Source organism: Neorhizobium sp. T25_13, from assembly GCF_002968675.1.
Lineage (GTDB): Bacteria > Pseudomonadota > Alphaproteobacteria > Rhizobiales > Rhizobiaceae > Neorhizobium > Neorhizobium tomejilense.
In genome coordinates this window covers 91,847-112,165 of record NZ_PVBI01000001.1, presented here as the reverse complement: position 1 = coordinate 112,165, position 20,319 = coordinate 91,847, and the positions used below count along the sequence as shown (strand labels likewise).

Here is a 20,319-nt window from a genome sequence, read left to right as displayed (position 1 = left end):
TTTTCGAAGAAAGATGCTAGACGCGCTCCGGAGGTCCCGATGACCCTCTCATACATGACCAGTGCCTCATTCAACCAAAACCCGAGCAAGGCCCGGCAGGCGGCAAACGAAAATCCGTTGGTCATCACCGATCACGGCAAGCCGACGCATGTGCTGCTGACCTATGCGGAATTCGAGGCCAAGTGGGCGAAGCCGAAGAGCGCACTCGATGCACTACGAGATCCGAACCCTGCAACCGATGATGATTTCGACCCTCCAAGGATGGACTTTGAGTGGCGAGAGGTCGAATTCTGAATGGCCTTCCTGTTCGATACCAATGTCGTTTCGGCTTCAAGGCGTCCGGAACGGCAGCATATGGAATTCCGCGCATGTCTGGACGGGATCGACAGCCAGGCAAGTTTTCTGTCGGCGATTACGATCATGGAGCTGCGCTTCGGCGCGCAACTGGAGCGGCATAGAAATCCGATTTTTGCAGATGATCTGGAAAAGTGGATCAACGAGGTCGTCCTTGTCGGCTATGCTGATCGCATTCTGCCTTTCGATACCATGATTGCTCTTCGTACCGGCACCCTCCCGACCCCGAATAAGCGCCCCTCTTCCGATGCAATGATAGCCGCGACAGCGCTGCATCACGGACTGACCGTCGTCACCCGCAACATCTCGGATTTCGAGCCGCTCGGCGTGCCCTGCCTCAATCCCTGGACTTTTCAAGGCTGAACCGGCCAGGCTTGCGCTCCACTACTCGGTGATCTCGACCGGATTGCCGTCGGGATCCGAGATCACCGCCTCGTAAAACCCGTCGCCGGTCATGCGCGCCGGGGAAAGAAGGATGCCCATGGCTGCCGCCTTGGTCGCCATCTCGTCGACCGCCTGCCGGCTGCCGAGCGAAATTGCCATATGTGCGTAACCGGCGCGCTCCCGCGGCGCTTCCGGCGCAATCCACGGGCCGCTCATGATCTCGATCGTCGCGCCTTCGGAAAGGGTGAGAAATTTCGAGGAGAAGCCAGCACGCCGACGGCTCTCATAGAGCGGGCTGGCGGTGGCGCCGAACATATCCTCAAAGAACGCGACGAGCCTGTCGAGTTCACTTGTCCAAAGCGCGACATGCGCAAGTTTCATAATCCATCTCCCTCATGCCAGATCCCGAACCGTTGCGGCCTGTCTTTCGTCAAACGCGGCATCGGTCCCGAGCGAAAAGACGCAACCGATGCCATCTCTGGTAGTGCCGTTAAACATATCCTCAGTATTTTCCGCAATCCTTAATCATAGCGGGCCAACAGGAATTGGCCATGACCTCAATGCAGCAATGGATCTTCCGATGACCATTAAATTGAAGCTTGTCGCCAGCGTCGTCGGCCTTGCGCTTGCACTTGCCGCAACCACGACCGTCGCCTTCATCGGAATGGATACGCTGTCGGCACGCACCCGCTCAATCGTCGAGGATCGGCTCGAGCCCGTGGCGCATATCAAGACGGTCTCCGACGCCTATGCGGTCACCATCGTCGATACCGCCCATAAGACGCGTAGCGGTGCGTTCAGCTGGGAACTGGGCGAGCAGACGGTCCGCGCGGCGCTCGTCACCGCCGACCGCGACTGGGCGGCCTATCAGGCAACCCACCTGACCGACCAGGAGAAAAGTCTCGTCCAGCGTTATCTCGGTGCTCGTACGGAAACCACAAAGGCGGTCGACGAGCTTCTGGCGATCATGGGCAAGCGTGATCAGGCGGCCCTCGATACCTATGTGACGAAGCGGCTCTACCCGGCGATCGAGCCGCTCGCCGAACCGCTGAACGCTTTGACCAAGCTGCAGCTCGATGTCGCCCACAAGAGTTTCGAGGATGGGTTGGACGACAAGGCCGCTCTCTCGGTTTGGATGACCGTGATCGGCGTGATTTCGCTGATCGTGGTCGGCTTCTCGATCCGGGTGGTGCTGTCGGGTGTCGTCGGCCCGCTGCAACGCCTGCAGGATTGCATGCGGCGCCTCGCGGGTGGCGAACTGACGCTGACCATCTTTGGCATGGACCGCAAGGATGAGATCGGCGGGATGGCGGCGGCAGTGGAGATTTTCCGCCAGGCGGCTATCGGCAACAAGCGGCTGGAAGACGAGGCGATCGAAGCCCGCAACCGGTCAGAAGGGGAGCGCATCGCTGCGCAGGAACAAGCCGAAGCCGACGCGTCCCAACGGCTCCGCGTCGCGACATCCGGCCTTGGCGGCGGCCTGCGCCGGCTCGCCGCAGGCGATCTCTCCTTCCAGCTTGACGAGACCTTCTCGGCGGACTTCGAAGCTCTGCGCCACGACTTCAACACCTCGATCGCCCAACTCGCCAGAACTTTGACACAGATCGCCGGCAGCGCCGAGGCGATCGATGGCGGAACCCAGGAGATCAGCCAGTCTGCCGGCGACCTGTCGCGCCGCTCGGAGCAGCAGGCAGCTTCGCTCGAAGAGACAGCCGCCGCACTCGATCAGATCACCGCGAATGTCAGCTCCGCATCGAAGAAGGTTGATGAGACCCGGAAGATTGCAGCGGAGGCCAATTCATCCGCCGCCCGTTCCGGAGAAGTTGTCGCCAACGCCGTCGAGGCAATGCGCCGCATCGAGGAAAGCTCCAACCAGATCTCCAACATCATCGGGGTGATCGACGAGATTGCCTTCCAGACCAACCTTCTGGCGCTGAATGCCGGCGTCGAGGCGGCGCGGGCGGGCGAGGCAGGCAAGGGTTTTGCGGTCGTTGCGCAGGAGGTGCGCGAACTCGCCCAGCGTTCGGCGAACGCGGCGAAGGAAATCAAGGCGCTGATCCAGAACTCGACCGTCGAAGTCGGCCATGGCGTGAAATATGTCCGCGACGCCGGCGAATCGCTGAAGTCGATCGAAGGCTATATCGTCACGATCAACAGCCATGTGGACGATATCGCCCGCTCGGCCCGCGAACAGTCGACCGGCCTTTCGGAGATCAATTCGGCCGTCAACCAGATGGACCAGGTGACCCAGCAGAACGCAGCAATGGTCGAGGAGACGACGGCTGCAAGCTCTGGCCTTGCCGACGAGGCATCGAAACTGCGCCAGATGGTCGGCCAGTTCCAGCTCGGCGCCGGCTCTTCCCAGCCTCAGCGGCGTCGCCGCGCCGCCTGAGGCGAAGCTTGCCTGTTTCTCCGCCAAACTGATAAGCCGTGGAAAGGCGATGGAGAGGCTGCATGGCTGCTGAGACCGGGCAGGGACTTTGGGATTTCGCGTTGCGGCTTTATGGTGCGCCCGGTGTCGGGGAAGCCTGCCTGCTGCTTCAGGACGAAAGCGGCGTCGACGTGCCGGTGCTGTTGTTCTCCGCCTGGCTGGCAAAAAATTCCGTGGCGCTTTCGCCAACAGAGGTCGCCCGCATCGACGGACTCGCCGCCGGTTGGCGCAATGAGGTGATCGAACCGCTGCGCGCCGTGCGCCGGCGATTGAAGAGCGGGCCGCATCCGGCACCCACCCAGGAGACGGAAACGCTGCGCAACAGCGTGAAGGCTGTCGAGCTCAGTTCGGAAAAGATCGAGCTGGCGGTGCTGGAGGCCGAAGGGCAGGCGCTGATAACAGCCGATGGTTCAACCGGCGATGCAGCTGGCAATCTCAGAAATGTCGTGATGTTTTTCCGTGGAGCGGAGCCGGACGGGCGGACCGCCACGGCACTTGCCGCGATCGAAAACGCGCTCTCGGCCCTTTGAGGTCAATGTCGGAGCACAAAATCAGTGCTGGATCAGTGCTGGCCGGGTGAACCAGGGCCGTCCTTCCAGCGCTTGACCATCGGCAAGTGGATGTCGAAGAGATCGAGCGCCCGGCCGACGGTCTGGGTCACCATCTCGTCCAGTGAGTTGGGCTTCGAATAGAAGGCGGGCACCGGCGGCATCACGATTGCGCCGTTGCGGGTTGCCTGGTCCATCAGGGCGATATGGCCGGCATGCAGCGGCGTCTCGCGAAACAGAAGCACGACACGCCGCCGTTCCTTCAGACAGACGTCGGCTGCGCGCACGATCAGCTCGTCATTGTAGCAATTGGCGATGCCGCTCAGCGTCTTTACCGAACAGGGTGCGACAAGCATGCCGGCAGTGCGGAACGAGCCGGAGGAGAGCGCCGCGCCGATATCCTTGTGATTATAGAGTACGTCGGCCAGGCTCTTGATCTCGTCGGCACTCATGTCGATTTCGTCGATCGCGGTGCGAAAGGCAGAGGGCGAGATCACCGCATGGGTCTCGATATCCTCGACTTGCCTCAAAAGCTGCAGGGCGCGAACGCCATAAACGACACCGGAAGCTCCGGTGATGGCGATGATGATGCGGCGCATGGGACTTTTCCCTGAACAATCTACCGCGACGCCTTAGCGCCACTTTCCGATGGGCGCAATGCGGCGATGGTCGATTGCTCGCATGTGTTCGGCCGCAGCCGCCCGGCGGTCTGATTCCATGGCAAAAACTCGCCCCTGAGTTCTCCGAAAAGCTTGCGATGCGAGGCGTGATGGTTGATCATGCGGCCGATGCCGGAGTAGCGGAGGCTATTGCGACGGCGGCTGTTGCCGCGCCAGTCATGTCAGCTGCACCATCGGCACCTATTTCCCCTGCGGCTCCTGAAGCTGCCGGACCGTCTGTCGCGCCTGCGGCAACGGCCGCGCGGCCTTTCAGCCGTGTGTCCTATATCGCCGCCGGCACCGCCGTCGCTGTCATTGTCATCGCGGCTCTCGCCGCCCGATTTTTAACAGGAGGGGCTCATGTCCCGCATCACCATCACCGTCAACGGCACGCCCCAGACGCGCGACGTCGAAGACCGGACGCTGCTCGTGCAGTTCATCCGCGAACATCTCGGCCTCACCGGCACCCATGTCGGCTGCGACACCACCCAGTGTGGCGCCTGTACGATCCATCTCGACGGCGTGGCCGTGAAGAGCTGTACGGTGCTTGCCGTCGCCGCCGACGGCTCCCAGGTGACGACGATCGAGGGGCTGGCCGAAGGCGGCAAGCTGCATGACGTGCAGCAGGCTTTCCGCGAACATCACGGCTTGCAGTGCGGCTATTGCACGCCGGGCATGATCATGGCCTCGGTGGACATGATCCGCCGCCATGACGGCATGCTCGACGAGCATACCGTCCGCCACGAACTCGAAGGCAATATCTGCCGTTGCACCGGCTACCACAACATCGTCAAGGCAGTGCTGGACGCCGCCGAGAAGCATCGCGCGGCGCACGCCGTCGCGGCCGAATAAGCGGGGAGGCTCACGCCATGTACGCAACGACCTACCACAAGCCGAAGACCCTGGCCGAAGCCGTCGAACTCTACGCCAATTCCGACGAGCCCTCCTATCTCTCCGGCGGCCACACGCTGATCCCGACGCTGAAGAGCCGGCTTGCCGCGCCCGCGCATCTGATCGACGTGCGCAGCATTCCGGAGCTTTCCGAAATCGAAGTCACCGCCGAGAGGGTGATCATCGGCTCGGCGACCAAACATGCCGTCGTCGCCGCTTCCAGGGAAATCAAGGCCGCCATCCCGGCGCTTTCAGGCCTTGCCGGCTCGATCGGCGACGTCCAGGTGCGCCATATGGGTACGATGGGCGGCTCGACCGCCAATAACGACCCGGCCGCCGACTATCCCGCCGCCGTGCTGGCGCTCGATGCCATCGTCCATACCGACCGCCGCGAAATCCCGGCCGAGGACTATTTCCAGGGCCTCTACACGACCGCATTGGAGCCAGGCGAAATTCTCGTCCGCGTCGAGTTCAAGATCCCGGATATCGCCGGTTACGCGAAATTCCGCAATCCGGCCTCGCGCTATGCGATGGCTGCTTCCTTCGTGGCCAAACATCGGGACGGTAATATCCGCGTGGCGATCACCGGCGCCGGCAACGAGGGGGTGTTCCGCTGGGCCGAGGCCGAGGCGTTGCTGACCGAGAGCTTTTCGGCCGAAGCGCTGGAAGGCCTCACCATGGACCCGTCGCGGATGATGGGTGACATGCACGCGCCGGCCAACTACCGCGCCCATCTCGTCGCCGTCATGACCCGCCGCGCGGTGCAGAACCTCGGCGGCACGCATATCCTTTGAGAGCAGATGCCCTGATAAAGGCCTGCGGAGCGATCCGCCGGCCAGAAACCGTTGCGGCAGGCCGCGCAACCGAAATACGGTATCCTCAACAATCCTGGGGCATGCCGAAGGTCGCGGCGATCCGGCCGAGTACGGCGATCAGAACCGCCTTGTCCTTGCCGGCGATCTCGTCAAGACGGCGGTCGTAGACGACGGCGATCGCGTGCAACTGCTTCTGCATCCTGCGGCCATTTTCGGTGAGCCGGACGCTGTAGCTGCGTTGATCGTCGGGGTTCGGCCGCCGTTCGATCAGTCCGCGATGGGACAATGCCTTGAGGCTTGAGGTGAGCGTCGAGCGGTCGCGACCGCAGATGCGGCTGAGCTCTGACGGCGTCATGCTCTCCCGTTCGGCAAGTACCGTCAGCAGCGAATACCACCCGGGCTTCAGATCCGCCTTGCCGGCCGCCCTGGCAAACGCCTGGAAGGAGGTCTCCTGCGCCACCCTCAGATGATAGCCGATCAGATTCTGGAACATGGCCGGGACAAGCATCTCGCCTTCCGCGGATGCCGCATGCGTGTCCGGCCGCGTCGATGTTTCCATCGCCATTTTTGCATTCCTCCCCATATGGAAACTAGTCGGAATGGGGGAGTGCAGCAAGATAGTTTGATATCAAATTACCTTGCTTTGACCCATTGTCCGACAAAGCCGGGCGGACTGCAAGCGAAGCGAGGGGCATAAGCCTGTCGCGGGACGATCTGTGACCGGGTCCAGGTACCAAAAGAAAAGCCGCGCCAGGCAGTGGCGCGGGGGGAGCGGGGTTCAGGTCGATGGGCAGATCTATTCGGCGGCCTGGTATCGATCGACGGCTGGCGAAGGTTTCGGCCCAAGTGCTGCGATCAGGGTGATCAGCACGGCGAGCGTCGCGACGAATGCGACGGCGGCGGAATAGGGTTCCCAGCCGAAGCTCGGAGCGCCGCTGAACACGGCAGACGTTGCCGCCAGCACCACGCCGCCGCCGATCTGGAAGGCGGCGAAGAACATGCCGGAGGCAAGGCCCGACTTATCCTCTTCGATATCGGCCAGCGCCGCGACCTGGATAGACGGGAAGGTCATGGCATAACCGAGGCCGAGCGGGATCTGCGACAGTATGACGAGCAGGATCGGGTCGATATGGCCGACCGACAGGACCCAGAAGATGTAGCTGATCGCCTGCAACCCGACGCCCGCCGTCATGAAGCCGGTCGTCCCGCGGTTCTGGGCAAGCGTCGCGAAACGAGGTGCGAGGAACATCACGAAGGCACCGGCGCCGGCAAAGCAGAAGCCGGTCGCAAAGGCCGACCAGCCATAGACGTCCTGGTAGTAGAGCGTCGCGGTGAACTGGAAGCCGATATAGGCGCCCTGGTAGAGAAAGCCGACGATATTGGCGTGGGTGAGCCTAGCCCGGCGGAACATCGCCAGCGGCACCATCGCGTCCTTATGGCGGGCTTCGATGGCGAGGAAGGCAATGATCAGCACGATTGCGGCCACCAGCGAGCCCCAGGTGAAGATATCGGCCCAGCCGGCGGAAGCCGCATTGGTGATGCCGAACACGAAAAGCAGCAGACCGGGAGTGATGGTGATTGCGCCGGCCCAGTCGAAGCCGGGACGCGGCCCAGTGCGGCGCGCGTCGAGCGGCAAGGCTATCGGCGCGAGAAGCAGGGTCAGGATTGCGACCGGCGCGCCCATCACCAGCGTTGCCCGCCAGCTGATCAGCGTCGCGGCCCCGCCGAGCACCATGCCGAGCACGAAACCGGCGGCCCCGGTGGAGGCGAAGAGGCCAAGCGCCTTGGCGCGCTGCGGACCTTCGCCGAAGACTGCCAGCAGAAGTGCCAGCGCTGCGGGTGCCGTGAAGGCTGCGGCAATGCCCTTGATAAGCCGGGCCGCGATCAGCGTCGGCCCGCTATCGACGAACCCACCGCCAATGCTGGCCGCCGCAAAGACCGCCAGCGACCAGAGGAAGACGCGGCGATGGCCGAAAATGTCGGCCACCCGGCCGCCGAGCAGCAGGAAGCCGCCGTAACCGAGCACATAGGCGCTGACCGCCCATTGCAGGGAGGTGGCTTGCATGCCGAGCTCGGCCTGGATGGCGGGCAGTGCGACGCCAATTGTGGAGACATCCATCGCGTCGAGAAAATTGGCGGTGCAGAGCAGCAGCAATGCAAGCCCCGCAGCCCCTCGGAATTGAGGATTGCTCATGGGATTGTAATCCTTGTTCATGCTGCCCCCGGAGCGGGGAGGTCGAACCGGGCCGGCAGAGGAACGAGAAATTGTCCATCTTCGTGACCTATTGCAAATTGATAATTGTCATGTCAGGTATTACTGGCGATGATGAATGATGCGACCCTTCGAAAGTTCGACCTCAACCTGCTTCTGGCCTTTGCGGTGCTGATGCAGGAACGCAACGTCAGTCGCGCCGCCGAGCGGCTGCTACTCGGACAACCGGGTCTGTCGGCGGCCTTGAAGCGGTTGCGAGAGGCGCTGGATGACGACCTGTTCGTACGTGTCGGACGTGGCTTGCAGCCGACGCCCCGAGCGCTGGCAATTGCGCCTGTGATCGAGGACGCGCTTTCAAACATCGAACGGGCGATCCGCCCGCCTGCCGCGTTCAATCCCAAAAGCTGGGAAGGCGAGTTCCGCGTCGGCATGTGCGACAATCTCGAATCGGCTTTCTTTGGCCCGCTCGCCGCCCGTCTGCGGCAGCTCTCGCCCGGATCGCGGCTGATCGGCGTCGCCTCGGAACGGCGTGACGTTTCGCGCATGCTGGATGACGGCGCCTTCGATTTCAGCGTCGCGGTGCATGGCGAGCCACCCTCCTGGCACGTCCGCGCGCCGCTCTTCACCCAGTCGTCCGTCTGCATCTACGACCCCGCGCAGATCAAGCTCAAGGCACCGCTCGGTCTTGACGCCTATGCCGATGCGCCGCATGTCGCTGTCTCCTTCGAGGGCAATTCCTCGACCAGCATTGACGTAGCACTCGCTGGTCACGGTAAAACCCGCAATGTCGTGGCGACGGTGCCGCGTTTCTCGGCACTGCCGACGGCGCTTCGGGCCATGCCGGCCATCGCCACCATTCCGGAATCGATCGCCCGCTGGATGGCCCAACTCCACAATCTGGCGATCGACCTGCCGCCGATCAACCTGCCGGCCGAGCCCGTGAGCATGCTTTACCGACGCGTCGACCATGCCGACAGCCGTGCCTCATGGTTCCGCGCCCTCTTCGTGGAAGTCGCCGGCGCGGCGCTCGAAGCCTCCGGCTGCAAGATGGGAATTTCGCAGATCGCGGCTTGAGCCCGGCAAGCGGCCAGCTTTCGGAAATCAAGACATGACGGCTTGATGCCAGGCGCCCGGCATGGTCTGTTGAGGAAAATGCTGTGCCGCCATAGGGCCTTGAGCCCGATTTTTCAGTGATGAGGTGATATGAGAGATTTCGAATTACCCGGCCGTTCACTCGCCGTCGGCCGCACTGCGATGGCCGCCACCTCCCAGCCGCTGGCGACGCTCACCGCCATCGACATCCTGCGTAGTGGCGGCAATGCCGTCGATGCGGCGGTTGCCGCCTGCGCCGTACAGTGCGTCGTCGAAGCCGGCTCGACCGGCATCGGCGGCGATTGTTTCGCTCTTCTCTCGCTCGGCGGCACGGACAAGGTGCTGGCCTATAATGGGTCAGGCAGGGCACCGGCTGCCGCAACCGTTGAACATCTCCGTTCGCTCGGCGTCACCAGCCTCACCCGCACCTCGCCGCACACGATCACCGTGCCGGGGGCGGTGGATGCCTGGACGCGGCTGGTAACCGATCACGGCCGCATGAAGATGGCCGATATTCTGGCCCCGGCCGTCAAGCTGGCGCGCGACGGCTATGTTCTGCCTCCGCGCACGGCACACGACCTTGCCGCCCAGGCAGGGATCCTGAAGGACGATCCGGCTGCGAGCCGTGTCTTCCTCGTCGACGGCAAGGCGCCGCCGGCGGGTTCGGTCCAGTATCAGAAGCAACTTGCCGATACGCTCGAAGCCATCGGCCGGGAGGGCAGGGACGCTTTCTATCGTGGCCCGATCGCGGAAGGCATGGTGAGCTACCTGAACGGCATCGGCGCGCTGCACACGCTCGAAGATTTCGCCAATGCCAAGGGCGAATACGTGACGCCGATCAAGACGACGTTCCGTGGCCACGAAATCCACGAATGCCCGCCCAACGGCCAGGGCATCATCGCGCTGATGATCCTCAACATCCTGTCGCATTTTCCGGGCAAAGGCGATCCGCTGGCGCCTGAGCGCCTGCATGTCGAGGTCGAGGCAACGCGCCTGGCCTATGCGGCGCGCAACCGTTTCCTCGCCGATCCGGCCAAGGTCGACGTGCCGGTCGATTACCTGTTCTCGGACGAACTTGCCAGGCAGTTGGCCGCCATGATCGATCCCGAAAAAGCGATCGACAACCTGCCGTCCTTCGACGAAGTGCCGCACAAGGACACGATCTATCTCTCGGTCGTCGACAGCGATCGCAATGCCATCAGCTTCATCAACTCGATCTTCTTCGTCTACGGCAGCGGCCACATGGATCCGAAGAGCGGGGTGATGTTCCACAACCGGGGCCTCAGCTTCTCGCTCGATCCGGACCATCCGAATGCGATCGCGCCAGGCAAGCGGCCGATGCATACGATCATTCCCGGCATGGTGACGAAGGACGGCCGTGCCGTCATGCCCTTCGGCGTCATGGGCGGCCAATACCAGGCCATGGGCCATGCCCATTTCCTCTCAAAGGTCTTCGATTACGGCATGGACCTGCAGAGCGCCATCGACCTGCCGCGCCTCTTCCCGCTGCCCGGGACCAATCAGGTCGAAATGGAAGCCCGGCTGCGCAACACGATCGGCCCGGAGTTCACCAGGCGCGGTTTCGAGGTGAAGGCGCCGGAATCGGCCATGGGCGGGGCCCAGGCAATCTGGATCGACTGGGAAACAGGCGTGCTGAAAGGCGGCTCCGACCCCCGCAAGGACGGCATGGCTCTCGGCATTTGAGCCAACCCCACCAACCGATCAAGATATCTTGCGGGATATAACGCTAGTCAAAACCTCGCCAGCGAGATATCCAAAGGAATATCTCGCTTAAGGATCGGAGAGGAAATCATGAACATTGATCGTCATTCCTGGATCAGGCTCGCGGTGAGGTCGGTGGCAGCCGCCTTCGTGTCGATCGCCTCGTTTGCCGCTCCCGCCGCAGCGCAGGAAAAAGTCACCGTCTTTGCAGCAGCCAGCATGAAGAACGCGCTCGACAACGCCAACAAGGCATGGGCGACCCAAGGAGGCGGGCAAGTCACCGTTTCCTACGCCGCAAGTTCGGCGCTCGCCAAGCAGATCGAAAGCGGCGCGCCAGCGGATATCTTCATTTCGGCAGATCTCGACTGGATGAAATATGTCTCCGACAAAAAGCTCGTCAAGGAAGACACCAGGTTCAACTGGCTTGGCAACCGGATCGTGCTGGTCGCCGCCAAGGACGCCGCCCAGCCGGTGGACATAAGGCCGGGCTTCGATCTCGCGGGCCTGCTCAAAGGCGGCAGGCTCGCCATGGGTGAGCCGAATGCGGTTCCGGCCGGCAAATACGCCAAGGCCTCGCTCGAAAAACTTGGGCTCTGGTCGTCGGTCGAAAAGAGCGTCGCAAGCGCCGAAAGTGCGCGCGCAGCACTCGCGTTCGTCTCGCGCGGCGAAGCTCCCTACGGCATCGTCTATCAGACAGACGCGGCGGCCGATCCGGGTGTTGCCATCGTCGGCACGTTCCCGACCGACACCCACCCGGCGATCATTTATCCGATCGCCATCCTGTCGGAATCGAAGTCCAAGGATGCGCCCGCCTATCTCGACTATCTGAAGTCGGACAAGGCAGCGCCATTCTTCGAGAAGCAAGGTTTTACGGTTCTGGAGTAACCGCAAGCACTCCGGCAATGCGCGTCGCAACGGCCCTTTCTGGGCTGTTTTTTGTTTTCGGCCGTGCCGTTGCCAACAGCGAGCTTCTCCCCCCCAGCGCTGTCCGAATCTCGATTTCAACCGGTCTCACGCGATCGTTTGTTCTCGAATCCCGAACATTCCGTTTGGAAATTATGCCCTAGCGACCTCGATTGGGTTTCCCCATCTCCATGACCGGAAGCAGACAACGCTTCCTAATACCACCTAGCGGATGCCGGCTCCCAAACGGCTCCGTTTAGCAACTGAGGAATACGATAATGAAGACAGTACTTTCCACTTTCGCCGCAGCCATGATCGCTTCGGCTTCCTTCGCCGGCGTCGCCCTTGCAGAAGGCGATTATTATCAGGGTGCGACCAAGGGACAGGCAACGGTGCAGACCAACGACAAGGTCGACAATGTCAGGACCGGCAGCATCGATCAGGTTCGCGCCAACGACAATCGCGGCGACCAGCCGATCTTCAAGCATGAAAGCCGCGACAATCGCTAACCGCAGCTCATTCAAGATACCGAACATCGTCCGGCAGGCAGGTCGCAAACTTGAGCCCCGGACGAACTCTGAAAGGACTAGGACAATGAAGACTTCCATCTCCGCTATCGCCGCCATGATCGCTGCTGCTTCCTTCGGAGGCTCGGCTCTTGCCGAGGGCGACTATTTTGAAGGCACCTCGAAGACGCATGCTTCCGCCCGGGTCAACGGCGGCAATGTGGACGACGTCCGCACCGGCAGCATCCAGATCCGCGATACCGATCGCCAGGAAAGCCGGTCGATCTTTGGCAACACGACCCGTGACAACCGCTAACCCGTCACGCATGAGAACCGAGGCTCCAGGGGCCTTCGTTCAGTAAATCATCTTGTGAATGCGATGGCGTAGGGAGAGCAACGGTAGACCCGGCGCTCTCCCTACGCCTTTTTCAGAACCCTCCAGTAACTTTTCCGCCAGGACCTAGCCATCAGACCCGTCTCGATATATCCAATGCGATATATTGCATGGCGGCTACGGATGGGATCGGCGTTTGGACTGGCTGGCATTGAGCGACGAGGAATGGACCGCGATCAGGCTCAGCCTGAAGGTTTCCGCCGTCGCGATGATCGTTAGCCTGCCGTTCGGCCTTCTCGTCGCCTACCTGCTCGCCCGCGGAAAGTTCTGGGGCAAGTCGATCCTGAACGGCATCGTCCACCTGCCGCTTATCCTGCCGCCGGTCGTCATCGGTTTCCTGCTGCTCGTCCTTTTCGGACGACGCGGCGTCGTTGGCGCCTTTCTCAACGAATATCTCGGCATCGTCCTCTCCTTCCGCTGGACCGGCGCAGCACTTGCGTGCGGCGTCATGGGCTTTCCGCTGATGGTACGATCCATCCGGCTGTCGATCGAATCCGTCGACCGCAAGTTGGAAGAGGCGGCCGGCACGCTCGGCGCAGGACCCGCCTGGGTTTTCATCACCGTGACGCTGCCGCTCATCCTGCCAGGCGTGATCGCCGGCATGATCCTCGCATTCGCAAAGGCGATGGGCGAGTTCGGCGCGACGATCACCTTCGTCTCCAATATTCCCGGTGAAACCCAGACCCTTTCAGCAGCGATCTACACGTTCACGCAGGTGCCGGGCGGCGATGCCGGGGCTATGCGGCTGACGCTGGTGGCGATCGCCATCTCGTTTGCAGCGCTGCTCGCCTCGGAGTTCCTGGCCTATCTGGTCGGCAAGAGGGTTGATATCGAATGACCCTCGTCGTTAAGGCACGGCAGGCGCTGGGAGAGTTTGTTCTCGACGCGGGCTTCACGTCGGATGGCGGCGTCACCGCGCTGTTCGGGCCTTCCGGCTCCGGCAAGACGTCGCTGGTGCGGGTGATCGCGGGACTGTCGAAGCCGGACCACGGGCGGCTGTTGGTCGATGGCGAAACGCTGTTCGACACCAAAAGCCGCATTTTCGTGCCAAAGCACAAACGACGTTTCGGTTACGTTTTCCAGGAGAGCCGGCTTTTCCCGCACCTCTCGGTGCGTCAGAACCTCGCCTATGGCCGCTGGTTCGCACCCAAGACTACGCGGCCGGAAAATTTCGATCGGATTGTCGAACTGCTGGGTATCGGCCTGCTGCTCGACCGGCGACCGGGGAAGCTTTCAGGTGGCGAAAAACAGCGTGTCGCGATCGGTCGGGCGTTGCTCTCCGCACCGCGTCTCCTTCTGATGGATGAGCCGCTCGCCGCGCTCGACGACCTGCGCAAGGCCGAGATCCTGCCCTATCTCGAACGCCTGCGCGACGAAACCTCGACGCCGATCGTCTATGTCAGCCATTCGGTCTCGGAAGTGGCGCGGCTTGCCGACAAGGTGGTGATAATGAAGGACGGCCGGGTCGAGGCCATCGGCACGCCGTCGGAAGTCCTCTCGATGCCTTCGGCGGATCGCCGCGATGCCGGCGCGGTACTGACCGGCACGGTCGAGACGATCGATATCCCGCACCGGCTGGCGACGATCCGGCTTTCGCAGGCGCAGATCGTCGTGCCCAACGCGCATGCCGAAGAAGGCCGGAGCGTCCGCGTGCATATCCCCGAACGGGACGTAATGGTCGCCACCCGGCGGCCGGAGGGCCTCAGCGCCCTCAATATCCTTGATGGTATAATCGCCGCAATCGAGCCCGACGGCGACGGCATGGCCCGCGTCCGCATCCGCTGCGGCGGAGATACCGTGCTCGCCCGCATCACCGCACTTTCCGTCGAACGGCTCGACCTCAAGCTGGAAAAGCCGGTTTTTGCGGTGATTAAGACGGTGGCGCTGGAACGGTAGGCGGGCATTGATCTTACGTCGAGTGTGAACTATAGATTACACATGGTCGAGGTTCGCAGAACGGCAACTTTCTCAAAGTGGTTCAGTTCGCTCAAGGACATTCGCGCTCAGGCCCGCATACAAACGCGGATCGACCGTCTCGGGCTTGGGCTGCTCGGAGATGCGAAGTTCTTCGACGGTATCGGCGAGCTTCGCATCGACTATGGTCCCGGCTACCGCCTCTACTTTGTGAAGCGAGGTAGTGAGATCATCATCCTCCTTTGTGGCGGCGACAAGAGCGCGCAGAGGAAGGACATCCAACTGGCCATCGAAATGGCGAAGGAGATCTGACATGGCGATTGAAACGAGCAAATGGGATCCGACCGAATTCCTCACCAGCGAAGAAGCAATCGCCGCTTATCTGGAAGCCGCCTTCGAGGATGGGGACCCGGCGGTCATTGCTGTTGTCCTTGGAAACATTGCACGAGCCAAAGGCATGACCAATGTCGCCAAGGAAGCGGGCATTACCCGCGAGGCGCTCTACAAGGCGCTGAGCGACAAGGGAGATCCGAAGCTCTCCACATTGCTCGGTGTCTTGAAGGCCCTCGGACTCCGAGTCACGGTGGTTTCCGCCAACGAAGCCGCATAGGGTCCTGTCCCAGCAGACGGCAGAACGATCCCGAAGAAATTTTGCACACGCGTACATTTGTCATCCGGGTGTTAAGGAGCCCCGCTAGACCGCTTCCTGTTGATGATCTTCAGCGCTTCCGCAGCCTCGGCCGACAGGTCTTTCAGGGTTCGGAAGAAGCCATTTCGCTCTTCGGGGAGTAAACCATGACTGTTCTTCCGATACTCAAGTCCGCCACGCTTGCGGCCGTTCTCTTTGCCTCGACCGCCGTCTTCGCGTCCGCCAAGGATGTCACCATTTCCGTCTGGTCCGGCGGTTCCGGGCCGAACGACAACTACCGTACCGATGCCTTCGATATCGCAGCCGATATTCTCGAGCGCGAAGCTGCCATCCGCGGCCAGCAGCTCAATATCATCGTCCAGAAGACGCCCTATTCCGGCTGGGAAGATTTCAAGCAGGCCCTGACGCTCGCCGCCGAAGCCAAGAAGGCTCCGAACATCGTCGCCACCGGCCATGAAGACATCGGCCCCTGGGCGCAAGCCGGCCTCATCGTTCCGGTCGAGAAGTTCATCGACCTCGACAGCTGGCCGATCAGCGACATCTATCCGAACCTGATGGAGATCACCTCCTTCAACGGTAGCGTCTACGGCATCCCGCAGGACGCAGAATCCCGCCCGTTCTTCTTCTGGAAGCCGTACATGAAGGCGATCGGCTATTCGGACGCCGATATCGAGGCACTGCCGGCCAAGGTCGAAAAGGGCGAATATACACTCAAGAACGTGCTCGAAGACGCCAAGAAGATGCAGGACAAGGGCCTCGTCCAGGCCGGCTACGGCTTTTATCCGCGCACCAATAACGGCCCGGACTACTGGCAGTTCTACACGTCCTTCGGCGGCGTGATGGAAGAGGAAGGCAAGCTCGTCTTCGACAAGGCCGCGATGAAGCGCACCTACCAGTATTTTGCCGATCTCGTGAAGGCCGGCGTCACCAAGAAGAACCATGTCGGCATGCCGGGCGACCAGTGGTGGAAGGAAGTTGCCACCGGCAAGGCCGGCATCTGGCACGGCGGCACCTGGCATTATGCCCGTCTCGTCAACCAGGAGGGCCTGAAGGACTTCTTCACCAACGTCCAGTTCACGCTGGTACCGGCCGGCGAGGGCGGCAAGGCCAATACGCTGACCCATCCGCTCGCTTACCTGCTGATGGCCGGCCATGCCGAAGAAGAAACCCAGATCGCTGCCGACCTGATCAAGATCGCCTCCGAGCCGCGCATCAATGCGCTGCATGCGATCAAGTCCGCCCATCTCGGCATCTCGCCGTCCGAAACGAAAGTCGACCTCTATGCGGCCGACCGCTGGGCTTCGGAAGCCACCGAACGCCTTCTGCCGCATGCCAACGCCATGCCGAACAATGCCGATTTCGGCAAGTACTGGACGATCATGTGGAAGAACTTCGAAGCCTCCTGGACGGGTGCCAAGACCGCCGATGCTGCAGTCAACGATGCCGAAACCGAGCTGAAGTCGACACTCGGCGCGGCGATCATCATCCGCTGATGCCAGGCGACTTACCCTGCTCGCACAGGGCGGGATAAGTCGTGGACTGTCCGGGCGAAACTCCTCGCCCCGAACCGTGGGCGGCGCTCGCTCCGCCGCCCACACCCGATCCGTCTCCCAAGGCTTCACCCATGCGAACGTCCCGAACGCTCGGACTGGTGATGATCGCGCCCGCCGCGGTCATGATCGTCCTGTTCTTCCTGATGCCGGTCGTCCTGACCGCCATCTTCGCCATGACCAATATGAGCACCGCGACCGGCATTTCCGGCGGCGCATGGCAGGTCACGCAAGGCGCCGTCAACCGCCTGAAGGCAGACATGCCGGACCTTGCGGGCGGGATTGCAGAGCCGCGTTTCGTCATCGATAAGGAGGGGCTTGCAGCGCTGGAGGCCCTGAAGCTCAAGGCAGGTTTCGGCGCTGAACTGCGTACCAGCCACATGGGCGAAGTTTTTCCCTCGCGCCGCGAGGCCGAACGCATGATCAAGGCGCTGAAGGACCGGCCCTCGACCCGAGAGGTCAAACAGATCTCCGACCTCTTCAACCGCTCGGTTCTGAATACCCGGTTCGAGACCCGCGACGAACTGATGGCGAGCCTCAAGAAGCTCGGCTTCACGCTGACGCCGGCCGAACAGGAGACGGTCGCCACGGCCACCTATACCGGCTGGGTGTGGACGACGGAAAATTTCAGGATCATCGGCAACTCACCGGACATGGCGCAGATCTTCCTCAACACCGCCTTCTACGTCTCAGTGACGCTGCTCTTGTTCAACGTCAGCTACGCGCTCTTCCTCGCCATCACGACCCACTACATGCCGGCTTCTACTGCATCCATCTTCCGCGCCATCTGGCTGCTGCCGCGCATCACGCCGGTGGTCATCTACGTGCTGATGTGGAAATGGCTGACCTGGGACAGCGGCTTTATCTCGATGTTCATGGGCCAGTTCGGTTATCCGCCGAAGAACTACCTGCTCGACAGCGCCTACAATGCCTGGTTCTTCGTGATCCTGATCAACGGCTTCATCGGCGCCTCGATGGGCATGCTGGTCTTCTCGTCGGCCATCAAGGCGATCCCGCAGACGCAGTTCCATGCAAGCGAGGTCGACGGCGCCAGCCGCTGGCAACAGGTCCGCCACGTCATCCTGCCGCAGCTTCGCTGGCCGATCCTGTTCGTCACCTGCTACCAGACCCTGTCGCTTCTCGCCTCCTTCAACGAAATCCTCCTCTCGACCCGCGGCGGGCCGGGGCGGGCGACCGAAGTATGGTCGCTCGCCGCCTACCACACCGCGCTCAACAACTATACCGGCAATCTGGAATACGGGCTGGGCGCGGCCATGGCCCTGGTGCTGGTGGTTGTCGGCATCGTCCTGTCGCTCATCTACCTGCGCATCTTCCGTTACGATACGCTGATCTCCAAGCCGCTGATCGAGGATTGAGCATGGCCGAAAAACCGCAAATCTCGTCCAACACGACCTCGGCGAATTTCTCGAGCCTCCCGGTGATCCTGCTGCTCGGCCTTTTCAGCCTGCCGCTGCTGGTGATGTATGCCTATCTCTTCATCGACACGATCAGTGACACGGAAGCCGGTTCGCTGATCCCGAACGAGTTCACGCTGCGCCACTGGAGTTTCCTCTGGGAGACTAAGACCGGCAAGCCGAACATCTGGCTCGTCACGCTCAACACCTTCATCTTCGCAAGCTGCATCACCGGCGTCATCCTCACGGTCTCGTCGATGGCGGGCTATGTGCTGTCGCGTCTCAACGTGCCGGCACGCGGTTTTTTCCTCGCCGGCGTCATGGTGCTGCACGCCTTTCCGTCGGTGACGCTGATCATCGCCATCTTCATCGTGCTGCAGTGGATCGGCCTCTACAATTCCCTGATCGGGGTGATCCTGGTAAAGGCTGCGGTCGAACTTCCGCTGGGCATCTGGTTGATGAAGGGGTTCTACGACACCGTGCCCTGGGAAATCGAGATGGCCGGTACCGTCGACGGCGCCTCGCGCTTCACGGTCTGGCGCCGGCTGGTGCTGCCGCAGATCAAACCGGCGGTAATGGCACTTGGCCTGTTTTCGTTCCTCACCGGCTGGAGCGAGTTCATCATGCCGCAGGTGCTGGCGCCGGGCGCGAAAGTGCAGGTCCTGTCGGTCTATCTGGCGGGCCTGATCATCGACGACAACAATTTCGATTTCGGCACCTTCAAGGCCGTCGGCGTCTTCTACGTCGTGCCGGTGCTGATCCTCTATGTCTTCTTCCAGAAGCATCTCATGAACATCTATGGCGGAGGCAGCAAGGGCTGATGCGTATCCTGCTCGACAAGTTTTCCAAGAGTTTCGGCTCCACCAAGGTCATCGAGGACATGGATCTCGAAGTGGGTTCCGGCGAAATGCTGGCGCTGCTCGGGCCTTCCGGCTGCGGCAAGTCGACGACGCTGTTTGCCGTCTGCGGCATTCATCGGCCGACCTCGGGCCGCATCCTGTTCGGCGACCGGGACGTCACCCATCTGCCCAGCCAGGAGCGCAATGTCGGCGTCGTTTTCCAGTCCTATGCGCTTTATCCGCATATGACGGTGGAGGAAAATATCGGCTTCCCGCTGATGGTGAAGCGGGTTGCCTCCGCCGACATCAGGAAGCAGGTCGCGGATATCGCGGCACTTGTCCATATCGAAGATCTTCTCGGGCGGCGCCCGGCGCAGCTTTCGGGCGGCCAGCAGCAGCGCGTGGCGCTCGCCCGCGCCCTGATCCGCCGGCCGGACGTGCTGCTTCTCGACGAACCGCTCGCCAATCTCGATGCGAAACTGCGCCTCGAAATGCGCTCGGAAATCCGGCGGCTGCAGAAGGAAACCGGCATCACCGCCATCCTCGTCACCCATGACCAGGTCGAGGCGATGTCGATGTGCGATCGCATCGCCATCATGAAATCGGGCGAGATCGTCCAGATTGCCACCCCGTCGGATATGTACAAGGATCCCCGGACGTCCTTTGTTGCCAGTTTCCTCGGCAATCCACCGATCTCCTTCCTCAAGGGCCGGGCGCAGCGGGGGGCTTTCGTGCTGGGCGGAAGCGGCTTGCACCTGCCGCTCGCCACCCTGACCGGCATTCCGGACGGAACCGCGCTCAGCCTTGGCGTCCGCCCGGAGCATTTCGGGACGGCGGCAGGTATACCGGTCGAAGGCAAGGTCGTGTTTGCCGAAACGCAAGGCCGCGAGAACCTATACGACGTCGTTCTGCCGGACGGTTCCGTGCTGCGCTCGATCCAGCCGGTGCGCGACGACGTGAAGCCGGGCGACAGCGTGCGCTGGAACCTCGACAGCGCCTCGACCTTCGTTTTCACCGAAGACGGACAGAGATTGTGACGGA

Annotated in this window: 23 protein-coding genes; 19 read left to right on the top strand and 4 right to left on the bottom strand. The window is 62.0% G+C overall.

The genetic code is table 11. The features are described from left to right. Positions 1–39 precede the first annotated feature (39 nt). Together C5J22_RS00570 and C5J22_RS00565 are read left to right on the top strand one after the other, a co-directional pair. Positions 40–294 (top strand): type II toxin-antitoxin system prevent-host-death family antitoxin, encoded by a 255-nt coding sequence (locus tag C5J22_RS00570; protein ID WP_105436699.1) that lies wholly within the window; start codon positions 40–42, stop codon positions 292–294. Beyond that, positions 295–717, top strand: coding sequence for a type II toxin-antitoxin system VapC family toxin (locus C5J22_RS00565; RefSeq protein WP_105436698.1), 423 nt, complete (start codon positions 295–297; stop codon positions 715–717). 21 nt (positions 718–738) lie between these two features. Here the strand turns inward: C5J22_RS00565 and C5J22_RS00560 are convergent, their stop codons facing one another. After that, positions 739–1,119: a VOC family protein gene (locus C5J22_RS00560; protein ID WP_105436697.1), complete on the bottom strand. Its 381-nt coding sequence runs from the start codon at positions 1,117–1,119 to the stop codon at positions 739–741. A 199-nt stretch (positions 1,120–1,318) separates the two neighbouring features. Between C5J22_RS00560 and C5J22_RS00555 the strand changes: the two genes are divergently transcribed. Beyond that, positions 1,319–3,130, top strand: coding sequence for a methyl-accepting chemotaxis protein (locus tag C5J22_RS00555; protein ID WP_105437160.1), 1,812 nt, complete (start codon positions 1,319–1,321; stop codon positions 3,128–3,130). 62 nt (positions 3,131–3,192) lie between these two features. Further along, on the top strand, positions 3,193–3,699 hold the full coding sequence (locus C5J22_RS00550; protein ID WP_105436696.1) for a TIGR02444 family protein: 507 nt from the start codon (positions 3,193–3,195) through the stop codon (positions 3,697–3,699). Between the two features lie 32 nt (positions 3,700–3,731). Here the strand turns inward: C5J22_RS00550 and C5J22_RS00545 are convergent, their stop codons facing one another. Next, the gene (locus C5J22_RS00545) at positions 3,732–4,316 is read right to left on the bottom strand and encodes a UbiX family flavin prenyltransferase (RefSeq protein ID WP_105436695.1); all 585 of its coding nucleotides are present in this window, start codon (positions 4,314–4,316) and stop codon (positions 3,732–3,734) included. A 420-nt stretch (positions 4,317–4,736) separates the two neighbouring features. On the opposite strand from C5J22_RS00545, the gene C5J22_RS00540 reads away from it, so the two are divergent. Together C5J22_RS00540 and C5J22_RS00535 are read left to right on the top strand one after the other, a co-directional pair. Then, entirely contained in the window at positions 4,737–5,228 is a 492-nt protein-coding gene (locus C5J22_RS00540) for a (2Fe-2S)-binding protein (protein ID WP_105436694.1), read from the top strand. Between the two features lie 17 nt (positions 5,229–5,245). Next, positions 5,246–6,061 carry a xanthine dehydrogenase family protein subunit M gene (locus C5J22_RS00535; RefSeq protein WP_105436693.1) on the top strand — a complete coding sequence of 272 codons (816 nt, stop codon included), beginning with the start codon at positions 5,246–5,248 and terminating at the stop codon, positions 6,059–6,061. An 85-nt stretch (positions 6,062–6,146) separates the two neighbouring features. On the opposite strand, the gene C5J22_RS00530 is transcribed toward C5J22_RS00535, so the two are convergent. Next, positions 6,147–6,647, bottom strand: coding sequence for a MarR family winged helix-turn-helix transcriptional regulator (locus C5J22_RS00530; protein WP_172746464.1), 501 nt, complete (start codon positions 6,645–6,647; stop codon positions 6,147–6,149). Positions 6,648–6,878: 231 nt separating this feature from the next. Beyond that, on the bottom strand, positions 6,879–8,276 hold the full coding sequence (locus C5J22_RS00525; protein ID WP_105437159.1) for an MFS transporter: 1,398 nt from the start codon (positions 8,274–8,276) through the stop codon (positions 6,879–6,881). Positions 8,277–8,405: 129 nt separating this feature from the next. Here C5J22_RS00525 and C5J22_RS00520 point away from each other — a divergent pair, with 129 nt between their 5' ends. The 13 genes from C5J22_RS00520 (at position 8,406) to C5J22_RS00460 (ending at position 20,315) form a co-directional block, all read left to right on the top strand. Beyond that, entirely contained in the window at positions 8,406–9,368 is a 963-nt protein-coding gene (locus C5J22_RS00520) for a LysR family transcriptional regulator (protein WP_105436691.1), read from the top strand. 129 nt (positions 9,369–9,497) lie between these two features. Further along, on the top strand, positions 9,498–11,090 hold the full coding sequence (gene ggt / locus C5J22_RS00515) for a gamma-glutamyltransferase (protein ID WP_105436690.1): 1,593 nt from the start codon (positions 9,498–9,500) through the stop codon (positions 11,088–11,090). A 108-nt stretch (positions 11,091–11,198) separates the two neighbouring features. Then, on the top strand, positions 11,199–11,993 hold the full coding sequence (gene modA / locus C5J22_RS00510) for a molybdate ABC transporter substrate-binding protein (RefSeq protein ID WP_105436689.1): 795 nt from the start codon (positions 11,199–11,201) through the stop codon (positions 11,991–11,993). 296 nt (positions 11,994–12,289) lie between these two features. Beyond that, the gene (locus C5J22_RS00505) at positions 12,290–12,520 is read left to right on the top strand and encodes a hypothetical protein (RefSeq protein WP_105436688.1); all 231 of its coding nucleotides are present in this window, start codon (positions 12,290–12,292) and stop codon (positions 12,518–12,520) included. A gap of 85 nt (positions 12,521–12,605) precedes the next feature. Continuing rightward, positions 12,606–12,833, top strand: a complete 228-nt coding sequence (locus C5J22_RS00500) for a hypothetical protein (protein WP_105436687.1) — start codon at positions 12,606–12,608, stop codon at positions 12,831–12,833. Positions 12,834–13,047: 214 nt separating this feature from the next. Beyond that, positions 13,048–13,749, top strand: coding sequence for a molybdate ABC transporter permease subunit (gene modB / locus C5J22_RS00495; RefSeq protein WP_105436686.1), 702 nt, complete (start codon positions 13,048–13,050; stop codon positions 13,747–13,749). Further along, positions 13,746–14,807: a molybdenum ABC transporter ATP-binding protein gene (modC, locus tag C5J22_RS00490; RefSeq protein WP_105436685.1), complete on the top strand. Its 1,062-nt coding sequence runs from the start codon at positions 13,746–13,748 to the stop codon at positions 14,805–14,807. Before modB ends, modC begins: the two co-directional genes overlap by 4 nt. A 42-nt stretch (positions 14,808–14,849) precedes the next feature. Next, positions 14,850–15,137: a type II toxin-antitoxin system RelE/ParE family toxin gene (locus C5J22_RS00485; protein WP_105436684.1), complete on the top strand. Its 288-nt coding sequence runs from the start codon at positions 14,850–14,852 to the stop codon at positions 15,135–15,137. A 1-nt stretch (position 15,138) separates the two neighbouring features. After that, positions 15,139–15,435: an addiction module antidote protein gene (locus C5J22_RS00480; RefSeq protein ID WP_046632528.1), complete on the top strand. Its 297-nt coding sequence runs from the start codon at positions 15,139–15,141 to the stop codon at positions 15,433–15,435. Between the two features lie 185 nt (positions 15,436–15,620). Continuing rightward, on the top strand, positions 15,621–16,967 hold the full coding sequence (locus tag C5J22_RS00475; protein ID WP_105436683.1) for an extracellular solute-binding protein: 1,347 nt from the start codon (positions 15,621–15,623) through the stop codon (positions 16,965–16,967). A gap of 131 nt (positions 16,968–17,098) precedes the next feature. After that, positions 17,099–18,400 (top strand): carbohydrate ABC transporter permease, encoded by a 1,302-nt coding sequence (locus C5J22_RS00470; RefSeq protein ID WP_105436682.1) that lies wholly within the window; start codon positions 17,099–17,101, stop codon positions 18,398–18,400. Positions 18,401–18,402: 2 nt separating this feature from the next. Next, entirely contained in the window at positions 18,403–19,260 is an 858-nt protein-coding gene (locus tag C5J22_RS00465; RefSeq protein WP_105436681.1) for a carbohydrate ABC transporter permease, read from the top strand. Continuing rightward, complete coding sequence (locus C5J22_RS00460; RefSeq protein WP_105436680.1) at positions 19,260–20,315, top strand: ABC transporter ATP-binding protein; 1,056 nt, start codon at positions 19,260–19,262, stop codon at positions 20,313–20,315. The genes C5J22_RS00465 and C5J22_RS00460 overlap by 1 nt, the downstream gene beginning before the upstream one ends. The last annotated feature ends 4 nt before the right edge of the window (positions 20,316–20,319 follow it).

Coding starts and splice junctions, on each gene's coding strand:
- C5J22_RS00505 (WP_105436688.1), top strand. CDS start 12,290: ATGAAGACAGTACTTTCCACTTTCGCCGCAGCCATGATCGCTTCGGCT.
- C5J22_RS00470 (WP_105436682.1), top strand. CDS start 17,099: ATGCGAACGTCCCGAACGCTCGGACTGGTGATGATCGCGCCCGCCGCG.
- C5J22_RS00525 (WP_105437159.1), bottom strand. CDS start 8,276: ATGAGCAATCCTCAATTCCGAGGGGCTGCGGGGCTTGCATTGCTGCTG.
- C5J22_RS00520 (WP_105436691.1), top strand. CDS start 8,406: ATGATGAATGATGCGACCCTTCGAAAGTTCGACCTCAACCTGCTTCTG.
- C5J22_RS00500 (WP_105436687.1), top strand. CDS start 12,606: ATGAAGACTTCCATCTCCGCTATCGCCGCCATGATCGCTGCTGCTTCC.
- C5J22_RS00485 (WP_105436684.1), top strand. CDS start 14,850: ATGGTCGAGGTTCGCAGAACGGCAACTTTCTCAAAGTGGTTCAGTTCG.
- C5J22_RS00480 (WP_046632528.1), top strand. CDS start 15,139: ATGGCGATTGAAACGAGCAAATGGGATCCGACCGAATTCCTCACCAGC.
- C5J22_RS00565 (WP_105436698.1), top strand. CDS start 295: ATGGCCTTCCTGTTCGATACCAATGTCGTTTCGGCTTCAAGGCGTCCG.
- C5J22_RS00555 (WP_105437160.1), top strand. CDS start 1,319: ATGACCATTAAATTGAAGCTTGTCGCCAGCGTCGTCGGCCTTGCGCTT.
- modA (WP_105436689.1), top strand. CDS start 11,199: ATGAACATTGATCGTCATTCCTGGATCAGGCTCGCGGTGAGGTCGGTG.
- C5J22_RS00545 (WP_105436695.1), bottom strand. CDS start 4,316: ATGCGCCGCATCATCATCGCCATCACCGGAGCTTCCGGTGTCGTTTAT.
- C5J22_RS00530 (WP_172746464.1), bottom strand. CDS start 6,647: ATGGCGATGGAAACATCGACGCGGCCGGACACGCATGCGGCATCCGCG.
- modC (WP_105436685.1), top strand. CDS start 13,746: ATGACCCTCGTCGTTAAGGCACGGCAGGCGCTGGGAGAGTTTGTTCTC.
- C5J22_RS00475 (WP_105436683.1), top strand. CDS start 15,621: ATGACTGTTCTTCCGATACTCAAGTCCGCCACGCTTGCGGCCGTTCTC.
- C5J22_RS00560 (WP_105436697.1), bottom strand. CDS start 1,119: ATGAAACTTGCGCATGTCGCGCTTTGGACAAGTGAACTCGACAGGCTC.
- C5J22_RS00465 (WP_105436681.1), top strand. CDS start 18,403: ATGGCCGAAAAACCGCAAATCTCGTCCAACACGACCTCGGCGAATTTC.
- ggt (WP_105436690.1), top strand. CDS start 9,498: ATGAGAGATTTCGAATTACCCGGCCGTTCACTCGCCGTCGGCCGCACT.
- C5J22_RS00540 (WP_105436694.1), top strand. CDS start 4,737: ATGTCCCGCATCACCATCACCGTCAACGGCACGCCCCAGACGCGCGAC.
- C5J22_RS00550 (WP_105436696.1), top strand. CDS start 3,193: ATGGCTGCTGAGACCGGGCAGGGACTTTGGGATTTCGCGTTGCGGCTT.
- C5J22_RS00535 (WP_105436693.1), top strand. CDS start 5,246: ATGTACGCAACGACCTACCACAAGCCGAAGACCCTGGCCGAAGCCGTC.
- C5J22_RS00460 (WP_105436680.1), top strand. CDS start 19,260: ATGCGTATCCTGCTCGACAAGTTTTCCAAGAGTTTCGGCTCCACCAAG.
- C5J22_RS00570 (WP_105436699.1), top strand. CDS start 40: ATGACCCTCTCATACATGACCAGTGCCTCATTCAACCAAAACCCGAGC.